This is a genomic window from Cupriavidus sp. UYPR2.512 (assembly GCF_000379565.1).
Classification (GTDB): domain Bacteria; phylum Pseudomonadota; class Gammaproteobacteria; order Burkholderiales; family Burkholderiaceae; genus Cupriavidus.
The window spans coordinates 38,610-55,195 of sequence record NZ_KB902965.1; the positions used below are offsets into that span (position 1 = coordinate 38,610).

At 68.5% G+C, this 16,586-nt stretch carries 12 protein-coding genes and 1 pseudogene; 3 read left to right on the top strand and 10 right to left on the bottom strand.

What is annotated here, in order from left to right:
* Window positions 1-186: 186 nt before the first annotated feature.
* The 3 genes from A3A5_RS0115205 to ompR form a co-directional block, all read right to left on the bottom strand.
* Window positions 187-1,488 carry an MFS transporter gene (locus tag A3A5_RS0115205; protein ID WP_018311420.1) on the bottom strand — a complete coding sequence of 434 codons (1,302 nt, stop codon included), beginning with the start codon at window positions 1,486-1,488 and terminating at the stop codon, window positions 187-189.
* A 229-nt stretch (window positions 1,489-1,717) separates the two neighbouring features.
* Window positions 1,718-3,067, bottom strand: coding sequence for an ATP-binding protein (locus A3A5_RS0115210; protein WP_035812651.1), 1,350 nt, complete (start codon window positions 3,065-3,067; stop codon window positions 1,718-1,720).
* 24 nt (window positions 3,068-3,091) lie between these two features.
* Window positions 3,092-3,814 (bottom strand): two-component system response regulator OmpR, encoded by a 723-nt coding sequence (ompR, locus tag A3A5_RS0115215; protein ID WP_010810107.1) that lies wholly within the window; start codon window positions 3,812-3,814, stop codon window positions 3,092-3,094.
* A gap of 315 nt (window positions 3,815-4,129) precedes the next feature.
* On the opposite strand from ompR, the gene A3A5_RS0115220 reads away from it, so the two are divergent.
* Window positions 4,130-4,477 carry a hypothetical protein gene (locus A3A5_RS0115220; RefSeq protein WP_018311422.1) on the top strand — a complete coding sequence of 116 codons (348 nt, stop codon included), beginning with the start codon at window positions 4,130-4,132 and terminating at the stop codon, window positions 4,475-4,477.
* Window positions 4,478-4,523: 46 nt separating this feature from the next.
* Here the strand turns inward: A3A5_RS0115220 and A3A5_RS0115225 are convergent, their stop codons facing one another.
* Complete coding sequence (locus A3A5_RS0115225; protein ID WP_026200803.1) at window positions 4,524-5,786, bottom strand: Zn-dependent hydrolase; 1,263 nt, start codon at window positions 5,784-5,786, stop codon at window positions 4,524-4,526.
* 44 nt (window positions 5,787-5,830) lie between these two features.
* Window positions 5,831-6,667, bottom strand: a complete 837-nt coding sequence (hpnD, locus tag A3A5_RS0115230; RefSeq protein WP_018311424.1) for a presqualene diphosphate synthase HpnD — start codon at window positions 6,665-6,667, stop codon at window positions 5,831-5,833.
* A gap of 327 nt (window positions 6,668-6,994) precedes the next feature.
* Between hpnD and A3A5_RS0115235 the strand changes: the two genes are divergently transcribed.
* Entirely contained in the window at window positions 6,995-8,209 is a 1,215-nt protein-coding gene (locus tag A3A5_RS0115235) for an efflux RND transporter periplasmic adaptor subunit (RefSeq protein WP_026200804.1), read from the top strand.
* Window positions 8,210-8,213: 4 nt separating this feature from the next.
* Window positions 8,214-11,327: an efflux RND transporter permease subunit gene (locus tag A3A5_RS0115240; protein WP_018311426.1), complete on the top strand. Its 3,114-nt coding sequence runs from the start codon at window positions 8,214-8,216 to the stop codon at window positions 11,325-11,327.
* A 36-nt stretch (window positions 11,328-11,363) separates the two neighbouring features.
* Here A3A5_RS0115240 and A3A5_RS0115245 read toward each other — a convergent pair whose 3' ends face one another.
* From A3A5_RS0115245 to A3A5_RS38565, 5 genes and pseudogenes are all read right to left on the bottom strand, one after another.
* The gene (locus A3A5_RS0115245; protein WP_018311427.1) at window positions 11,364-12,554 is read right to left on the bottom strand and encodes an amidase; all 1,191 of its coding nucleotides are present in this window, start codon (window positions 12,552-12,554) and stop codon (window positions 11,364-11,366) included.
* A gap of 35 nt (window positions 12,555-12,589) precedes the next feature.
* Window positions 12,590-13,603, bottom strand: a complete 1,014-nt coding sequence (locus tag A3A5_RS0115250; protein WP_026200805.1) for an ABC transporter ATP-binding protein — start codon at window positions 13,601-13,603, stop codon at window positions 12,590-12,592.
* A gap of 10 nt (window positions 13,604-13,613) precedes the next feature.
* On the bottom strand, window positions 13,614-14,633 hold the full coding sequence (locus A3A5_RS0115255) for an ABC transporter ATP-binding protein (protein WP_081623905.1): 1,020 nt from the start codon (window positions 14,631-14,633) through the stop codon (window positions 13,614-13,616).
* Between the two features lie 3 nt (window positions 14,634-14,636).
* Window positions 14,637-15,524 carry an ABC transporter permease gene (locus A3A5_RS0115260; protein ID WP_018311430.1) on the bottom strand — a complete coding sequence of 296 codons (888 nt, stop codon included), beginning with the start codon at window positions 15,522-15,524 and terminating at the stop codon, window positions 14,637-14,639.
* Window positions 15,525-15,534: 10 nt separating this feature from the next.
* Window positions 15,535-16,483: pseudogene (locus tag A3A5_RS38565) on the bottom strand (ABC transporter permease).
* Window positions 16,484-16,586: the final 103 nt, after the last annotated feature.

The window sequence follows — 16,586 nt, forward strand, 5'->3', positions numbered from 1 at the left end:
GCCGGGCTAATTGATATTCTCAAACAGCCCGATAGGCAAAGCATGTGACGCACGGAGCGAATCCCGGCATGCGCAGCGGCGCGGCGCCTGCCACGCGGCCTCGATGCGGAAGGGCAAGTATGCCATGCGCGATGAGCCCGCTTATGGCAACTTGGTGACGATTGCGGCGAGTTCAACCCACCATGTTCAGGCCGCTTGCATGGCCGGCTCCGCGCGGCGCGCACGGAAGATCACCAGCGTGGCGACCAGCCCGCACATGGCGGCGAACATCAGCCACAGTCCCGGTGCCGCCTTGTTGCCGGTGGCGTGGATCAGGTAGGTCGAGATCGCCGGCGTGAAGCCGCCGAACAGCGCGGTCGCCAGGCTGTACGCCAGCGAGAAGCCGGTGGTGCGCACCGCGGGCGGCATGATCTCGGTCAGCGCCACCACCATGGCGCCGTTATAGCTGCCGTACAGGAACGACAGCCACAACTCCACCATCAGCAGCCGCGAGAACGACGGCTCGGCCACCAGCCACGACACGGCGGGGTAGGCAGTCAGCAGCGTCGCCACGGTGAAGAACACCAGCAGCGGCTTGCGCCCGATGCGGTCCGACAGCGCACCCATCAGCGGCAGCCAGATAAAGTTGGACAGGCCCACGCACATGGTGACGATGAGGTTGTCGACATCGTCCAGCTTCAGCACGGTCCTGCCGAAGGTCGGCGTGTACGCCGTGATCATGTAGAACGACACCGTGGTCATCACCACCATCATGCAGCCGGCCAGGATGATGCGCCAGTTGTCCAGCATCGAGCGGTAGATCTCGCTGATGGCGGGGCGGTGCTTGCGCGCTTTGAAGGCTTCGGTCTCTTCCAGTGAGCGGCGGATCAGGAACAGGAACGGCACGATCAGGCAGCCAACCAGGAAGGGGATGCGCCAGCCCCATTCATCCATCTGCGCCGGCGCCAGCGTGGCGTGCAGGATCACGCCGAGCAGTCCGGCGAAGATCACCGCCACCTGCTGACTGCCCGACTGCCATGCGACGTAGAAGCCCTTGCGGCCCGGCTTGGCGATCTCGGACAGGTAGACCGAGACCCCGCCCAGTTCGACACCGGCGGAAAAGCCCTGCAACAGGCGCCCGGCCAGCACCAGCATCGGCGCTGCCACGCCGATGGAGGCATAGCCCGGCACGCAGGCGATCAGCAGCGTGCCCAGGGCCATCAGCGCCAGCGTCATGATCAGGCCCTTGCGGCGGCCGTGGCGGTCGATATAGGCGCCCAGCACGATCGCGCCCAGCGGCCGCATCAGGAAGCCCACGCCGAAGGTGGCGAGCGAAAGCATCAGCGAGGCGAACTCGTTGCCACTCGGGAAGAACGTCTTCGCAATGGCGGCGGCGTAGAAGCCGTACACCATGAAGTCGTACATTTCCAGGAAGTTGCCGCTGACGACGCGGAACACGGTGCGGAACCCGTGCTGCGAGCCGGAGGTGGCTGTGGAGGTATCTGACATGGCTGTCTCTCAGTCACCGCCGGTCGGGCCGGCGGCATGATTATTTCGGAGAAGTCAGCCAGGCGCGCGCGGGCCGCGCCATGAGGGGGAGGGATCGCCGCGGGCCTGATGACGGGGGCCAGTGTGCGCCGAGCCCCTGTCATTGCCCTGTCAAATGCCTTTCAGAAGCCTATCAAAGGCTGTCGAAAACCTGTCAAGGCGCCGGGGATCGCGCGCGCTCAGGTGACCCTCAGGCGCGCCGGAAGCACGCGCTGACCACCAGCCCCGTGGCCGGGGCGGCGCGGTTGGCCAGCAGCAGCCGGCCGCCGTTGCGCTGCATGATGCGGTTGACGATAGACATGCCCAGCCCGGCGCCCTTGGCCTCGCTGCGCGCGGCGTCGAGCCGGTAGAAGGGACGCGTGAGCAGCGACAGCTGGCCGTCGGGCACGCCGTTGCCGTGGTCGGCCACGGTCAGCACGGCTTCCTTGTCGTCCACCTGCGTGGAGATCTCAACCACGGCCATGCCGCTCAGCTCGTCCTTGGCATAGCGGCGCGCGTTCTCGACCAGGTTGTCCAGGATGCGCTGCACTTCCATGCGGTTGGCCACGGCCATCACCGGCTCATTGGCGCGCACGTGCACGCGCACGTCGTCATGCGCGGCGTAGACGCCCACCGCATCGTGCACCAGCGCCGACAGGTCCACCGGCTCCACGGTTTCCAACGGCGGCCGCGCGTAGTTGAGGAACTGGCCGATGATCGCGTCCATCTGTTCGATGTCGGCGATCATGGCGTCGCGCGTGACGGTGTCCATCGGCGACATCTCGGTTTCCAGGCGCAGCCGCGTCAGCGGCGTGCGCAGGTCGTGCGAGATGCCGGCCAGCATCACTACGCGGTCGTCGTCGAGCTGGCGCAGGTCGCGCACCATCTGGTTGAAGCTGTGGTTGGCCAGTGCCACCTCGCTGGCGCCGTGCTCGGGCAGCGGCGGCGGGTCGCCGCCGGCGCCGATGGCGCGGGCGGCGTTGGCCAGCCGCTTGAGCGGGTAGTTGACGCGCGCGGTGATAAAAGCCGCGCCGATGATCGACAGCAGCAGCGCGGCAATGCTCCACCACAGCCACTGGATGCCGGGCACGCGCTCGAAGCGCTCCGGGCTGATCGCCACCCAGTAGTCGTCGCCCTCGATCTCGAAGCTGACCCACACGCCGGGAATGTCGTTGACGGTGGTGGCCAGCACCGTGTCCTCGCCCAGGCGGCTGCGGATCTCCTGCTGCACCAGGGTGGTCAGGAACGGGTTGGCGGTGGGCGCGGCGAAGTCGTCGTCCTTCTCGCGCGGATAGACCTTGATGCCTTCGTTCTGCACCAGGTCGAGCAGCAGGAAGCGCCGCCGCGCCGGGTCGGAGTAGAGCAGCGCGGCCCGCGTGAGCTTGACCACGCTGACCACCTGCATGGCGATCTGCTGCGCGCGCGGGGCGCGTTCGAACAGCCGGTAGCTCTGGAACCAGATGCCCAGCGAAATCGCCAGCAGCAGGGCGATAAGCATGAAGGTCCGCCAGAACAGCGAACCAAAGAACCGCGTTGCGGTTCTACCGATAACGGTCGCCACGATAGGAACAGCGGCCGTAATCGGCTATTTCACGCCATCGGGGATGAAGACGTAGCCCAGGCCCCACACCGTCTGGATAAAACGTGGGTTGCTGGGGTCCGGCTCGATCAGCTTGCGCAGGCGCGAAATCTGCACGTCCAGGCTGCGGTCGAACACTTCGTATTCGCGGCCGCGCGCCATTTCCATCAGCTTCTCGCGCGACAGCGGCTGGCGCGGATGGCGGGCGAATACCTTGAGGACGGAGAACTCGCCGGTGGTCAGCGTGATTTCCTCGTCGTTCTTGGTCAGCGTGCGCGTGGCCAGGTTCAGCACGAAGTCGCCGAAGGCGAAGGTCTCTGGCGTTTCCGAGGGGGCGCCGGGCACTTCGGCCGGGCCTTTGCGGCGCAGCACCGCGTGGATGCGCGCGATCAGCTCGCGCGGATTGAACGGCTTGGGCAGGTAGTCGTCGGCGCCCATCTCCAGCCCGACGATGCGGTCCACGTCCTCGCCCTTGGCGGTGAGCATGATGATCGGGGTCTGGTCATTGGCCCCGCGCAGCCGGCGGCAGATCGACAGGCCGTCTTCGCCCGGCATCATCAGGTCCAGCACCAGCAGGTCGAAACGCTCGCGCAGCCAGAGCTTGTTCATCGCGGTGGCGTTTTCCGCCACCAGCACGGTGAAACCCTGTTCGCCCAGATAGCGGCGCAGCAAATCGCGCAGACGCGGGTCATCGTCGACGACAAGAATCTTGTGGCTGGTATTTTCCATGGCGGTATCTTAGCGACTATCGCTTTCGCTCAAAATGGCTTAACAAAACGTTACATACTTTACCCCGTGGTATGGCAGTGTGCACCAATCGTGCGATTACACTGCGCAATCCGTCTTTTTGGGCACCATGCGCGGCAGATTTCCACGCTTTTGCACCAGACGTACCACTGCCTCGCCCAGCCTGCCTCGCCCGCGCTGGCGCGATGCTTGCAGAGGGTGCGGCGCCGGACGGGGTACCGGAATTCCCGGCTTCAGGGCAGGCTATCCAGTCGGTCCCAAAGACTGCTTTTCCCGAAGCCAAGATCGCCATTATCAATGAAAGTGAACCGAACCCGGCACGGGCTTCCGCAGCATGGTATCGCCGGCGCCTGCATTGTGCTGGCGCTGGCCGTGCTGGCGCTGTGCATTCCGGCCGGGACGGTGCAGGCACAATCGGCCGGCATGGGCAACCTGCTCAAGCGCCATCCGTCGACCCAGGCCAGCGATCCCGGCAACAGCCAGCGCGAGGCGCGGGCCCGCGCCGAGCGCCATCGCGCCGAGCAGCGCGACGCCGAGCGCCGGCGCGGGGACGAACGCGGCGGCTCGCGCCTGTCGCCGGACGAGCGCCGCAAGCTGCGCAAGAACCTCTACGACTTCGGGCGCGATATCTACCAGGGCGGCTGATCCGTTCTTATCGTGCCGCGCCCCCCATGGTACGCCACTGTGGCGCTTAGCCACGTGGCTGGAAGTGCCGCAGGAAATCCACGAAGACCTCCGCCGCCAGCTGGGCATCCTCTGCCGTGATGGTTTCCTGCGGGTTGTGGCTGATGCCGCCGTTGCCGCAACGCACGAACAGCATGGCCACGTCGGTGATGCGCTGCATCATCATGGCGTCATGGCCGGCGCCGGAGGGCAGCTCGAAGGCCTGCAGCCCGCGCTTCTTCAGCACCGCCCCGAACTGGTCCATCAGCCAGCGCGCGCACGGCGCGTTGTTGACCGGGGGCACGCGCTCCACCTGGGCGGCCAGCCCGCGCCGTGCCGCGATCTGGCCGATGCCGGCCACGATGTCGGCGATGGCGGCCTCGCGGATGCCATCCTCGCCGGCGCGAATATCCATCGAGAAGGTGCAGGCCGCCGGGATGACATTGCTCGACCCGTTGGGCACCTGCAGCTGACCCACCGTGCCGACCAGCGTCGGCGCCGCCGCGCAGCGCTGCTCCACCAGCAGGATCATCTCCGCCGCGCCGGCGGCGGCGTCGCGGCGCATGCCCATCGGCGTGGTGCCGGCGTGGCTGGCCAGGCCTTCGACCCGCACCGCAAAGCGGCTGCTGCCCGCGATCTGCGTGACCACGCCCAGCGGCAGGCCGTGGTGCAGCAGCACCGGGCCCTGCTCGATATGCACCTCGACAAAACCCAGCAGCGACGCCGGATCGACCGCCGCGGCGCGCAGGGCCTGCCGATCGCCCGCGCCGGGCAGGTCCGATGCCGCCAGCGCCTCGCGCAGCGTGATGCCGTCCGCGTCCTGGCGCTCCAGCAGGGCGGGATCGAAGCGGCCAGCCAGCACGCTGCTGGCCAGGAAGCTGGTCTTGAAGCGCAGGCCTTCCTCTTCGGCGAACCCCACCACTTCAAAGTGATAGGGCAGGCGGATGCCGGCCTGGTTGAGCGCGCCGACCACGGCGATCGGCAGCAGGATGCCAAGCCGGCCGTCATAGCGCCCGCCATTGCGCACGGTGTCGAAGTGCGAGCCGGTCATCAGCACGCGCGCGCCGGGCACGGCCGGGTCGGCCGCATAACGGCCGATGACGTTGCCGATGGCGTCGATCCGCACCTGCATGCCGGCCGCCTCCATCCATTGCGCAAGCCGGGCCTGCGCGGCGCGATGGGCCGGGGTCAGGTAGGCGCAGGTGAGGCCGCCTTCCATGTCGGAGAAACGGGCGAGCTGGTCGGCGTGGGCGAGAATAGCGTCGCCGAGGGAAGCTGAGGTCTGCGTCATGGCGGTACGGCTTGGGGTGGGGCGGTCAGGAAAAAGGAGCAGAACTAGCTGTTGCGCAACCAGGTCTTCCAGGCAATCCACAGCTTGCGCAGCGGGGTCAGCGCGATGCGCTGGTTCAGCACCTGGAACTGGCTGGCTTCCAGCTCGTCGAGCAGCGCGTGGTAGATCGCGCCCATCAGCAGGCCGGCACGCTGGGCGCGGCGGTCCTGCTTCGGCAGCAGCGCCAGTGCCTCATGGTACAGCGCGCGGGCACGGCCGGCGTGGTACTGCATCAGCGCGACAAAGCGCTCGGAATGCTGGCCCTTCAGGATCTCGGATGCGGGGACCTGGAACTGCTGCAGCGTATTGACCGGCAGGTAGATGCGCCCGCGCCGCGCGTCCTCGCCGACGTCGCGCAGGATATTGACCAGTTGCAGCGACTGGCCAAGCTTCTCGGCAAATGCCAGCGTCTGCGGGTCGGTATAGCCGAACAGCCGCGCGCTGAGTGTGCCGACCACGCCGGCCACGCAATGGCAGTATCGGTTCAGGGCGGCCTCGTCCAGGTAGCGGGTCTGGGTCAGGTCCATTTCCATGCCTTCCAGCACTTCGGACATCTCGCCCTGGGGCAGGCCGGCGCTGCGCACATGCGGCTGCAGGGCCTTGGTGGTCGGATGGGTCGGCTCGCCCTCGAACAGGCGGCGCAGTTCGGCGCGCCACCAGTCCAGTTGCTGGTGGGCCAGGCCCGCGTCATGGGTGTCGTCGACCACGTCGTCGACTTCGCGGCACCAGGCGTACAGCGCGGTGATGGCGCGGCGGCGCTCGGCGGGCAGGAACAGGAAGCTGTAATAGAAGCTCGAGCCGCTCTGGGCGACTTTCTCTTGGCAATACTGATCGGGCGTCACGCCGGTCTCGGGTCGAAGATGTGGGGGGAAGCGCCAGCGGCGCGGCGGATTGTAGCATCGCGCTGGGCAGGGTATGGTCGCGCATGCCGACGCCTGTCGGCCCAGTCCACCGGCCCGGAACGGCAGCTGAGTCTTCATTCCAGCCGTTTCGTCGCCTGCCGTTTGACGCACCCGGGGGCGATCGCTATATTACTGACCGGCAAGTTATTTATTGCCAATGCCGGCTGCCTGCGGCCATTCCGACGGCCCCGACGACCTCCCGGGCGCGGGGGATTGCGGTCACCGGCCAGTCTTGTCAGTTGTTTCCAACCGACTCGTTGCCTACCGATGCCAGTGCTTTGCCAAGTGCCGGAAGTTGCGGCTGCAGATACCCCTGTCGTTACGATGCCGCCGCGCCACCTCGGTCGAGGCATGATCGTAGCCGCACTTTTGACGGCCAGCCTGCTGGCCCTGGCCGGCTGTGGCAAGAAGGCCGAGCCGGCGCCGGAGGTCCGCCCGGTGCGCCTGATGCAGCTGAGCCCGCACAACGGCAAGACCGCCTTCGAGTTCTCCGGCGACGTGCGCCCGCGCGTGGAGTCGCGGCTGGGCTTCCGCGTGGGGGGCAAGATTGCCGCCAGGCTGGTCGATGTGGGCGCGGTGGTCAGCAAGGGCCAGCCGCTGGCGCGCCTTGATCCCACCGACCTGTCGCTGGCCGAGGCCGGCTCGCGCGCCCAGTTCGAGGCCGCGAAGACTGACCGCGACCTGGCCGCCGCCGACCTGAAGCGCTACAACGACCTGTTCGCCAGAGGCTTTATCAGCGCTGCCGAGCAGCACCGGCGCCAGGCCAACTACGACGCCGCCGAATCGCGGCTGCGCCAGGCCCAGGCCGGGCTGCGCAGCCAGTCCAACCAGACCGGCTATTCGGTCCTGCATGCCGACGCGGACGGTGTGGTCACGGCGATCGATGCCGAGGTGGGCCAGGTGGTGACGCCTGGCCAGCCGGTGGTGCGCGTGGCGCAGACGGCAGAGAAGGAAGTCGCCATCGGCCTGCCCGAAGACCAGGTCGACCTGCTGCGCGGCATTACCGACGTGACCATCCATACCTGGGCCGAGCCGCAGCGCACGCTGCCTGGCCGCGTGCGCGAGATTGCCGCGGCGGCCGACCCGGTCACCCGCACCTATGCCACCCGCGTGACGGTGCCGAATCCGCCCGCCGACCTCAAGCTCGGCATGACCGCAGTGGTGACCTTCATGCGCACCGGCGCCACCCCGGCCATCCGGGTGCCGCTGACCGCGCTGCTGCAGGAGCAGGGCCGCAACCAGGTCTGGATCTATGACGCCGCAGCCGGCACGGTCAAGCCGGTGCCGGTGACGCTGGGCGAGGCCATCGGCAACGAGGTGGAGGTGCGCCAGGGCCTGGCCCCGGGCCAGACCATCGTCACCGCCGGGGTGCACCTGCTGCGCGCGGGCCAGAAGGTGCGCCCGCTGCAGACGGTCGCGCCTGCGGCAGGACCTGCTTCGGCCCCGGCATCGGCACCGGCCGCCACCCCGAGGCAGGGGTGAGCGGATGGACCATTCCCGCTTCAACCTGTCGCGCTGGGCGCTCGAGCACCAGCCGCTGACGCGCTACCTGCTGGTGGTGCTGCTGCTTGGCGGCATGCTGGCGTTCTTCCAGCTGGGCCAGGATGAGGATCCGCCCTTTACCTTCCGCGTGATGGTGGTGCAGGCCTTCTGGCCCGGCGCCACCGCCGAGCAGATTGCCGTCCAGGTGACGGACAAGATCGAGCGCCAGCTGCAGGAAGTGCCCTATGCGGACAAGATCCGCAGCTTTTCCAAGCCGGGCGAGACCACGGTGATCTTCCAGCTCAAGGACACCTCGCCGGCCAAGGAGACCGCGCAGATCTGGTACACGGTGCGCAAGAAGATCGGCGATATCCAGCAGACGCTGCCCGCGGGCGTGCGCGGGCCGTTCTTCAATGATGAGTTTGGCGACGTGTACGGCACCATCTACGCGCTCTCGGCCGACGGCTTCAACTACAAGGAGCTGCGCGAGTACGCCGACCTGGTGCGCCAGGAACTGCTGCGCGTGCCGTCGGTGGCCAAGGTGTCGCTGATCGGCCTGCAGGACGAGAAGGTCTTCATCGAGTTCAACCAGGCGCGCTTTGCCCAGTTGGGGCTGGATATCAACGCCATCGCCGACCAGATCTCGCAGCAGAACAACCTGACCGGCAGCGGCGTGCTGGTCGCCCCGACCGACAACCTGCAGGTGCGCCTGTCGGGCCAGTTCGCCAGCGTGGAAGACCTGGAGAACCTGGTGCTGCGCGGGCCCAACGGCATCGCCAATATCCGCCTGGGCGACATCGCGCACGTCTACCGCGGCTATGTCGACCCGACCCAGACCCGCATGCGCTTCAACGGCAAGGACGTGATCGGGCTGGGCATTTCGATGCAGAAGGGCGGCGACATCATCGAGCTGGGCAAGAACCTGCGCGCGGCCTTTGGCCAGCTGCGCGGCCAGCTGCCGGTAGGCATCGAGATGGACCAGGTGCAGGACCAGCCGCAAGCCGTCAAGCGTTCGGTCGGCGAGTTCGTGCGCGTGCTGATCGAGGCGGTGGTGATCGTGCTGGCGGTCAGCTTCATCGCGCTGGGCCTGCATACGCGGCCCTTGCGGCTGGACGTGCGTCCCGGGCTGGTGGTGGCGCTGACGATCCCGCTGGTGCTGGCCGTGACCTTCCTGTTCATGCATATCTTCGGCATCGGCCTGCACAAGATCTCGCTCGGGGCGCTGATCGTGGCGCTGGGGCTGCTGGTGGATGACGCCATCATTGCGGTCGAGATGATGGTGCGCAAGCTGGAAGAGGGCTTCTCCAAGATGGAGGCGGCGACTTTCGCCTATACCTCCACCGCGATGCCGATGCTGACCGGCACGCTGATCACCGCGGCCGGCTTCCTGCCGGTGGGCCTGGCGCGCTCGACGGTGGGCGAATATACCTTCGCGATCTTTGCGGTGACGGCGCTGGCACTGGTGCTGTCGTGGCTGGCGGCGGTCTATTTCACGCCCTACCTGGGCTACCTGCTGCTCAAGACCCGCGGCCCGGGCGCGGGCGAGGCCCACGAGATCTTCGACACGCCGTTCTATGCGCGCTTCCGCCGGCTGGTGGACTGGTGCGTGACCTGGCGCAAGGTGGTGATCGCGATCACGCTGGCGGCCTTTGCGCTGGGCATCTACGCCTTCAAGTTTGTCGAGAAGCAGTTCTTCCCGGATTCCAGCCGCCCCGAGCTGATGGTGGAGCTGTGGATGCCCGAGGGCACCAGCTTTGCCCAGATGGAAATAGAGGCCAGGCGCTTTGAGCAGCTGGTCGGCAAGGACAAGGAGGTCGAGAGCCTGACCACCTTTGTCGGCACCGGCGCGCCGCGCTTCTACCTGCCGCTGGACCAGATCTTCCCGCAGACCAACGTGGCGCAGGTGATCGTGATGCCGGTCAGCACCGAGGTGCGCGACGCGCTGCGCCGCCGCATCATCAAGCTGATGGATGCCGAGTTCCCGTACCTGCGCGGCCGCGTCAAGCTGTTGCCCAACGGGCCGCCGGTGGCCTATCCGGTGCAGTTCCGCGTGATCGGGCCGGACGCCGCCGGGGTGCGCCAGCTGGCCGACCAGATCAAGGCCGAGATGCGCGCCAACCCCAACACCGTCGGGGTCAACGACAACTGGAATGAGAACGTCAAGATGCTGCGCCTGGAGATCGACCAGGACAAGGCGCGCGCACTGGGCGTGACCACCAATGCCATCGCCCGCGTCACGCAGACCGTGCTGAGCGGCGTGCCGGTGGGCCAGTACCGCGACGGCGACAAGCTGATCGACATCCTGATGCGCACCCCGCGCAATGAGCGCGATGCGATCTCGGACCTGAACAACATGCTGGTGCCGGCCAACACCGGGCGCATGGTGCCGCTGACGCAGGTGGCGCGCGTGACGCTGCGCTCGGAGCCGGGCGTGGTGTGGCGCGAGAACCGCGACTTCGGCGTGACCGTGCAGTCCGATGTGGTCGACGGCATCCAGGGCCCGACGGTGACCGCGCAGATCAACCCGAAACTCGACAAGCTGCGCGCGCAACTGCCGCCGGGCTACCGCATCACCGTGGCCGGCGCGGAAGAAGAGAGCGGCAAGGCCGGCGCCTCCATCGCGGCGCAGCTGCCGCTGTGCATCTTCATCATCTTCACGCTGCTGATGCTGCAACTGCACAGCTTCTCGCGCGCGACCATGGTATTCCTGACCGGCCCGCTGGGCCTGATCGGCGCCGCCGCCACGCTGTTGCTGCTGCGCGCGCCGATGGGGTTTGTGGCGCAACTGGGCATCACCGCGCTGCTGGGCATGATCATCCGTAACTCGGTGATCCTGGTCGACCAGATCGAGCAGGACGTCAGCGCCGGCGTGCCGCAGTGGACCGCCATCGTCGAAGCCGCGGTGCGCCGCTTCCGCCCGATCATCCTGACCGCCGCCGCGGCGGTGCTGGCGATGATCCCGCTGTCGCGCTCGATGTTCTGGGGGCCGATGGCGGTGGCGATCATGGGCGGGCTGATCATTGCCACGGTGCTGACGCTGCTGTTCCTGCCGGCGCTGTACGCCGCGTGGTTCCGCGTCAGGCGGCCGGAAGATGGGCCGGGAGCCTTGGCGGCCTGACGACCAGGGGCGCAGGCGCCAGGAGGGCTCTCCGCGTCACGCCTGGTGCGCCATGATCTCCTGCGCCAGTGCCACCAGGCTGCGGTCGCTGCCCGCCGGCCCCAGCAGCGAGATCCCGAGCGGCGCGCCGTCGCGGCCGGCCAGCGGCAGGTTCAGCTGCGGGAAGCCGCTCAGCGGCGTCAGGCACAGCGTCTGGGCGGCGAGGTTGCGGTAGGTCTCCAGCGACTCGACCGGCTCGGCGCGCAGCGGCGCGATATCGGGCATGGTCGGCAGCACCAGCACGCCGTCCTGCCCCAGCAGCCGGCCCAGGTGTGCGGTGAAGTCGCGGCGCACGGCGCTGGCTTGCTCGAACTGGCTGCGGGTGACGGCCTTCGAGAAGGCGAAGCGTGCCGCGACATCGGCACCCAGCTCCAGCCCGTGTTGCTCGATCAGTTCGCCGTCGCTGTGCCACGCCTCCCAGCCCTGCACGTAGCGGAACGCCCACCACAGCTCGGACAGCGGCCGGTCGGCCATCGTGACCGGCGCGGCGCGGCCCAGCGCGGCTTCGATCCTGGCGACAGCTGGCGCCAGCGCGTCGCGGGCCTCCGGGGCCGGCTGGCCGAACAGGTCTGACGCGGACAGCAGCCGCGGCGCGGCCGGCAGCGGCGCCGGGTCCGCGCCGAACAACACCTCGGCCACGCGCGCGAAGGTGCCGATGTCGCGCGCAAAAAAGCCGCAGGTATCCAGGCTCTCGGACAGCGGCAGGCAGCGCTCCAGCGAAATACGCCCGTGCGTGGGCCGGATGCCGAACAGGCCGCAATGGCTGGCCGGCGCGCGCACCGAGCCGCCGGTGTCGGAGCCCAGCGCGAAGTCGCACAGCCCGTTCGATACCGCCGACGCCGAGCCCGACGACGAGCCGCCGGTGATGCGTTCCGGCGCCGCGCCGTTGACCGGGCGGCCATAGTGGGCGTTCTGGCCGTTCATGGAGAAGGCCAGCTCGTCGGTGTGGGTCTTGCCGACGAAGGCGGCGCCGGCATCCAGCAGCCGCTGCACCGCCGGCGCGGTCGCGGCCTTGATGCCCGAGCGCGCCAGCACGTGCGGGTTGCCGCCGCCGGTCGGATAGCCAGCGACGTCGAACAGGTCCTTCACGGCAAAGCTCAGGCCCTGCAGCGGGCCGCTGGCGGCGTGCGGGACGGCAATCTCCGGATACGGCATGAAGGCACGGGCGGGATGGGTGGCAAGCGTCATCGTGGCTGGAATACGTTGGGGTTCTGGGATGGGGGTCATGCCGCGGTGGCGACCGCGGGATCGGTGGCCAGCACGCAGCTGACGCGGTGCCCGGTGCCGACGGTGACCGCCTGCGGTACCTCGGCCAGGCATTGCGGGCGCGCATGCGGGCAGCGCGGCGCGAAAGTGCAGCCCGGTGGCAGCGCGGCCAGGTCGGGCGGGGCGCCGCCAATGGCCTGCAGCCGCTGGCCACGGTCGATGCCATGCTGCCGGCTTTGCAGCAGGGCGATGGTGTAGGGGTGGCGCGCCGCGCGCAGCAGGGTCCGGATCGGGCCTTCCTCGACAATGCGCCCGCCGTACATCACCGCGACGCGGTCGGCGATCTCCACCGCCGCGCCGATATCGTGGGTGACGAAGACGATGGACAGCCCCAGTTCGCGCTGGAGCTCGCGCAGCAGGATCAGCACCTGGATCTGCACGGTGGCGTCCAGCGCCGTGGTGGGCTCGTCGGCCAGCAGGATCCTGGGCCGCGCCGACAGTGCCAGCGCGATCATCGCGCGCTGGCGCATGCCGCCCGACAGCTCGTGCGGATATGCCGCCAGCCGCCGCTCCGGGCTGGGAATGCGCACGGACTCGAGGGCCTGCAGCGCGCGCTCGCGCGCCTCGGCGGCCGAGACCTTGTCGTGGCTGCGGATGGATTCGACGATCTGCTGGCCCACCGTGTAGACCGGGTCCAGCGCCAGCAGCGGCTCCTGGAACACCATCGCCATGGTGCCGCCGCGCAGCCGGGCCAGCGCGCGCTTGTCGAGCGCCATCACGTCGGCGCCGTCGACGCGGATCTGGCCTGCCATGCGGGTGCGGCGCGGCGGGTGCAGGCGCATCAGCGCGCGCAGCGTGACGCTCTTGCCGGAGCCGGATTCGCCGATCAGGGCCACGGCCTCGCCGGCGCCCACGTCAAGCGAGACGCCGTTGACCGCGCGCATGGTCTTGCCGCCGCCGGAGAAGGTGACGCGCAGGTCCCGCACCGAGATCATCGGCTCGCCGGGTGTGCTTTGTGGGGTGGTGGACATGGTGGGCTCCTCAGGGCGTGGCCAGCAGGCAGGCGACCGGATGCCCGGCCACCAGGTCGGTCAGCTGCGGCTCGCGCCGCGCACACGCGTCCTGCGCCATGGCGCAGCGCGGATGGAAGCTGCAGCCGGGTGGCGGGTTGATCGGATTGGGCGGGTCGCCCGCCAGCGGCGCGACCTCGGTGCGGCGGTCCGGGTCCATCGACGGCATCGACGCCAGCAGCGCGCGCGTGTACGGGTGCGCCGGGTGCCGATAAAGGGTCTCGGTATCCGCGATCTCCACCACCTTGCCCAGGTACATCACCATCACGCGGTCGCACAGGTAGCGGATCACGTTGAGGTCGTGGCTGATGAAGACGTAGGTCAGGCCGAACTCGGCCTTCAGGTCCAGCAGCAGGTTCAGCACCTGCGCCTCCACCGATTTGTCCAGTGCCGAGACCGCCTCGTCCAGGATCACCAGCCGCGGGCGCAGCGCCAGCGCGCGGGCAATGTTGACGCGCTGGCGCTGCCCGCCCGACAGCTCGTGCGGGTAGCGCCCGGCAAAGCGTGCCGGGTCCAGCCCGACGCGCTGCAGCAGGTAGCGGGCGCGCTCGGTGGCTTCGCGCGCCGGCACGCCATGGACGCGCGGCGTGAAGGCGACCGACGCCTCGATGGTCAGGCGCGGGTTCAGCGACGAATAGCTGTCCTGGAACACCATCTGCACCTGGCTGCGGAACTGCTTCATCGGCAACTGGGCCGAGCCCACGCCCTGCGCGTCGAAGATCAGTTCGCCGCTGTCCTGCTGCGTCAGCTGCATCAGCAGCCGCGCGGTGGTGGACTTGCCACAGCCGGACTCGCCGACCACGCCCAGGGTCTCGCCCTTGAGCACGTCGAAGCTGACGCCGTCGACCGCGCGCACCGACGCGGCACGCGCGCGCAGGCCGGACTTGATGGGAAAGTGCTTGACCAGCTGGTGGGCGATCACCAGCGGCTGCGCCGGGCCGCCGACATCACGGCCGGCCTGTGGGGAAGGGGCCTGCATCAGTGCTGGCATGGTTCAGTCCTTGATTTCCATGGCCGATCGGATGCCGTCGGCCAGCAGGTTGAACGAGACCGAGGTCAGGAAGATCATGGCGCCGGGCAGGGCGGCAACCCACGGCTGGGTGTAGATGGCCGTGCGCAGCGTGTTGAGCATCAGGCCCCACTCCGGCTCGGGCGGCTTGACGCCAAGACCCAGGAAGGACAGCCCGGAGGCCAGGATCATCGACACCGAGATCAGGCTGGTGGCATAGACGAAGATCGGCCCGAGCACGTTGTTGAGCACATGGGCGCGCACGATGGTCAGCGACGACGCCCCGGAAGCACGCGCCGCGTCGACAAACTCGCGGTTGCGCACCTGGGTGGTCACGCTTTCGGCCACGCGCACGACCTGCGGGATAAAGACGATGGTCAGCGACAGCAGCGCATTGCCCACGCCCGCGCCCAGCGTGCCCGACAGCGCGATCGCCAGCAGCACCGACGGGAAGGCGTACAGGATGTCGGTGAGCCGCATGATCACGGTGTTGGTCCAGCCGCCGGCATAGCCGGCGACGATGCCGAGTGCGCTGCCGATGACAAAGGCCAGCAGCACCGGCGTGATGCCCATGAACAGCGACAGCCGCGCGCCCAGCATCAGGCGGGACAGCATGTCGCGGCCCAGCTCGTCGGTGCCGAGCGGGAAGTGCTCCGTGCCGATCGGCTTCAGGCGCTTGAGGATGGATGAAGCGTACGGGTCGGCGGGCATCAGTGCCGGGGCGAGCAGCGCCATCAGCACCAGCGCCAGCAGCACCAGCGCGGCCAGCATGGCCAGCTTGTTGCGCAGCAGGCGCCGGCCGACCGTGGTCCAGTAGCCGGGCGAGCGCTGCACCGCTGCGGCGGCCGGTGATGGGTCGAGGGTCATGTCCATGTCGGCCTCCTCAGTTGCGCTGGATGCGCGGGTCGAACAGCGTCTGCAGCGCATCGACCAGCAGGTTGAGCAGCACGAAGAACACCGCCAGCACCAGGATGGTCCCCTGCAGCAGCGGGAAGTCGCGCTGGAAGATGGCGGCGTTGAGCAGGAAGCCGGTGCCTGGCCACGAGAACACGGTCTCGATCAGGATCGAGCCGCCCAGCAGGTAGCCCAGTTGCAGGCCCATCACCGACAGCGCGGTCGGCGCCACGTTCTTGACCACGTGGCGGAACACGGCCAGGTCGGACAGGCCGCGCGCGCAGGCCGACGATGAACTCGTTGGCCAGGATCTCGGCCACCAGCGCGCGCACCGTGCGCGCCACGATGCCCATCGGGATCACCGACATGGTCACCGCCGGCAGCAGCATGTACTGCATGTGCTCCCAGTCCCACGCCCAGTCGCCTGAACCGCCCGGCCCGGCGCCGGTGGCCGGCAGCCAGCCCAGCTGCACCGAGAACGCGATCACCAGCACCATGCCCAGCCAGTAGTGCGGGATGCTGACGCCAAGCACCGATAGCAGCGACGCGGTGCGGTCGGCCACGGAATCGCGCAGGTAGCCGGCGACAAAGCCGAACAGGCAGCCGAAGCTGAAGCCGATCAGCGTGGCCACGGTGGCCAGGCGCAGGGAATTGACCACGGCGGCGCCGACTTCGGCCATCACCGGCCGGCTGGTGGCGATCGAAGTGCCCAGGTCGCCCTGCAGCGCACGGCCCAGCCAGTGCACGAATTGGTCCAGGAAGGGCTTGTCGAAGCCGTAGAGCGCGGTCAGCTGGCGGCGCAGGTCTTCCGAGGCGTCTGGCGGCAGCACCGACACCAGCGGATCGCCGGGGGCGATATGGACCAGCGAGAAGCACAGCAGCGCCACCCCGAGCAGGATGGGGATGGCATAGAGGAAACGGCGGAACAGGTATTGCATGGCTGGCGGTATCCAGTTGCAGCGAGCCGCGAGGATCGCTGATCGCTCAGAACAACCACCGTCATTCCCGCACATACCCGACGGGCGCGTGGGCGGGAATCCA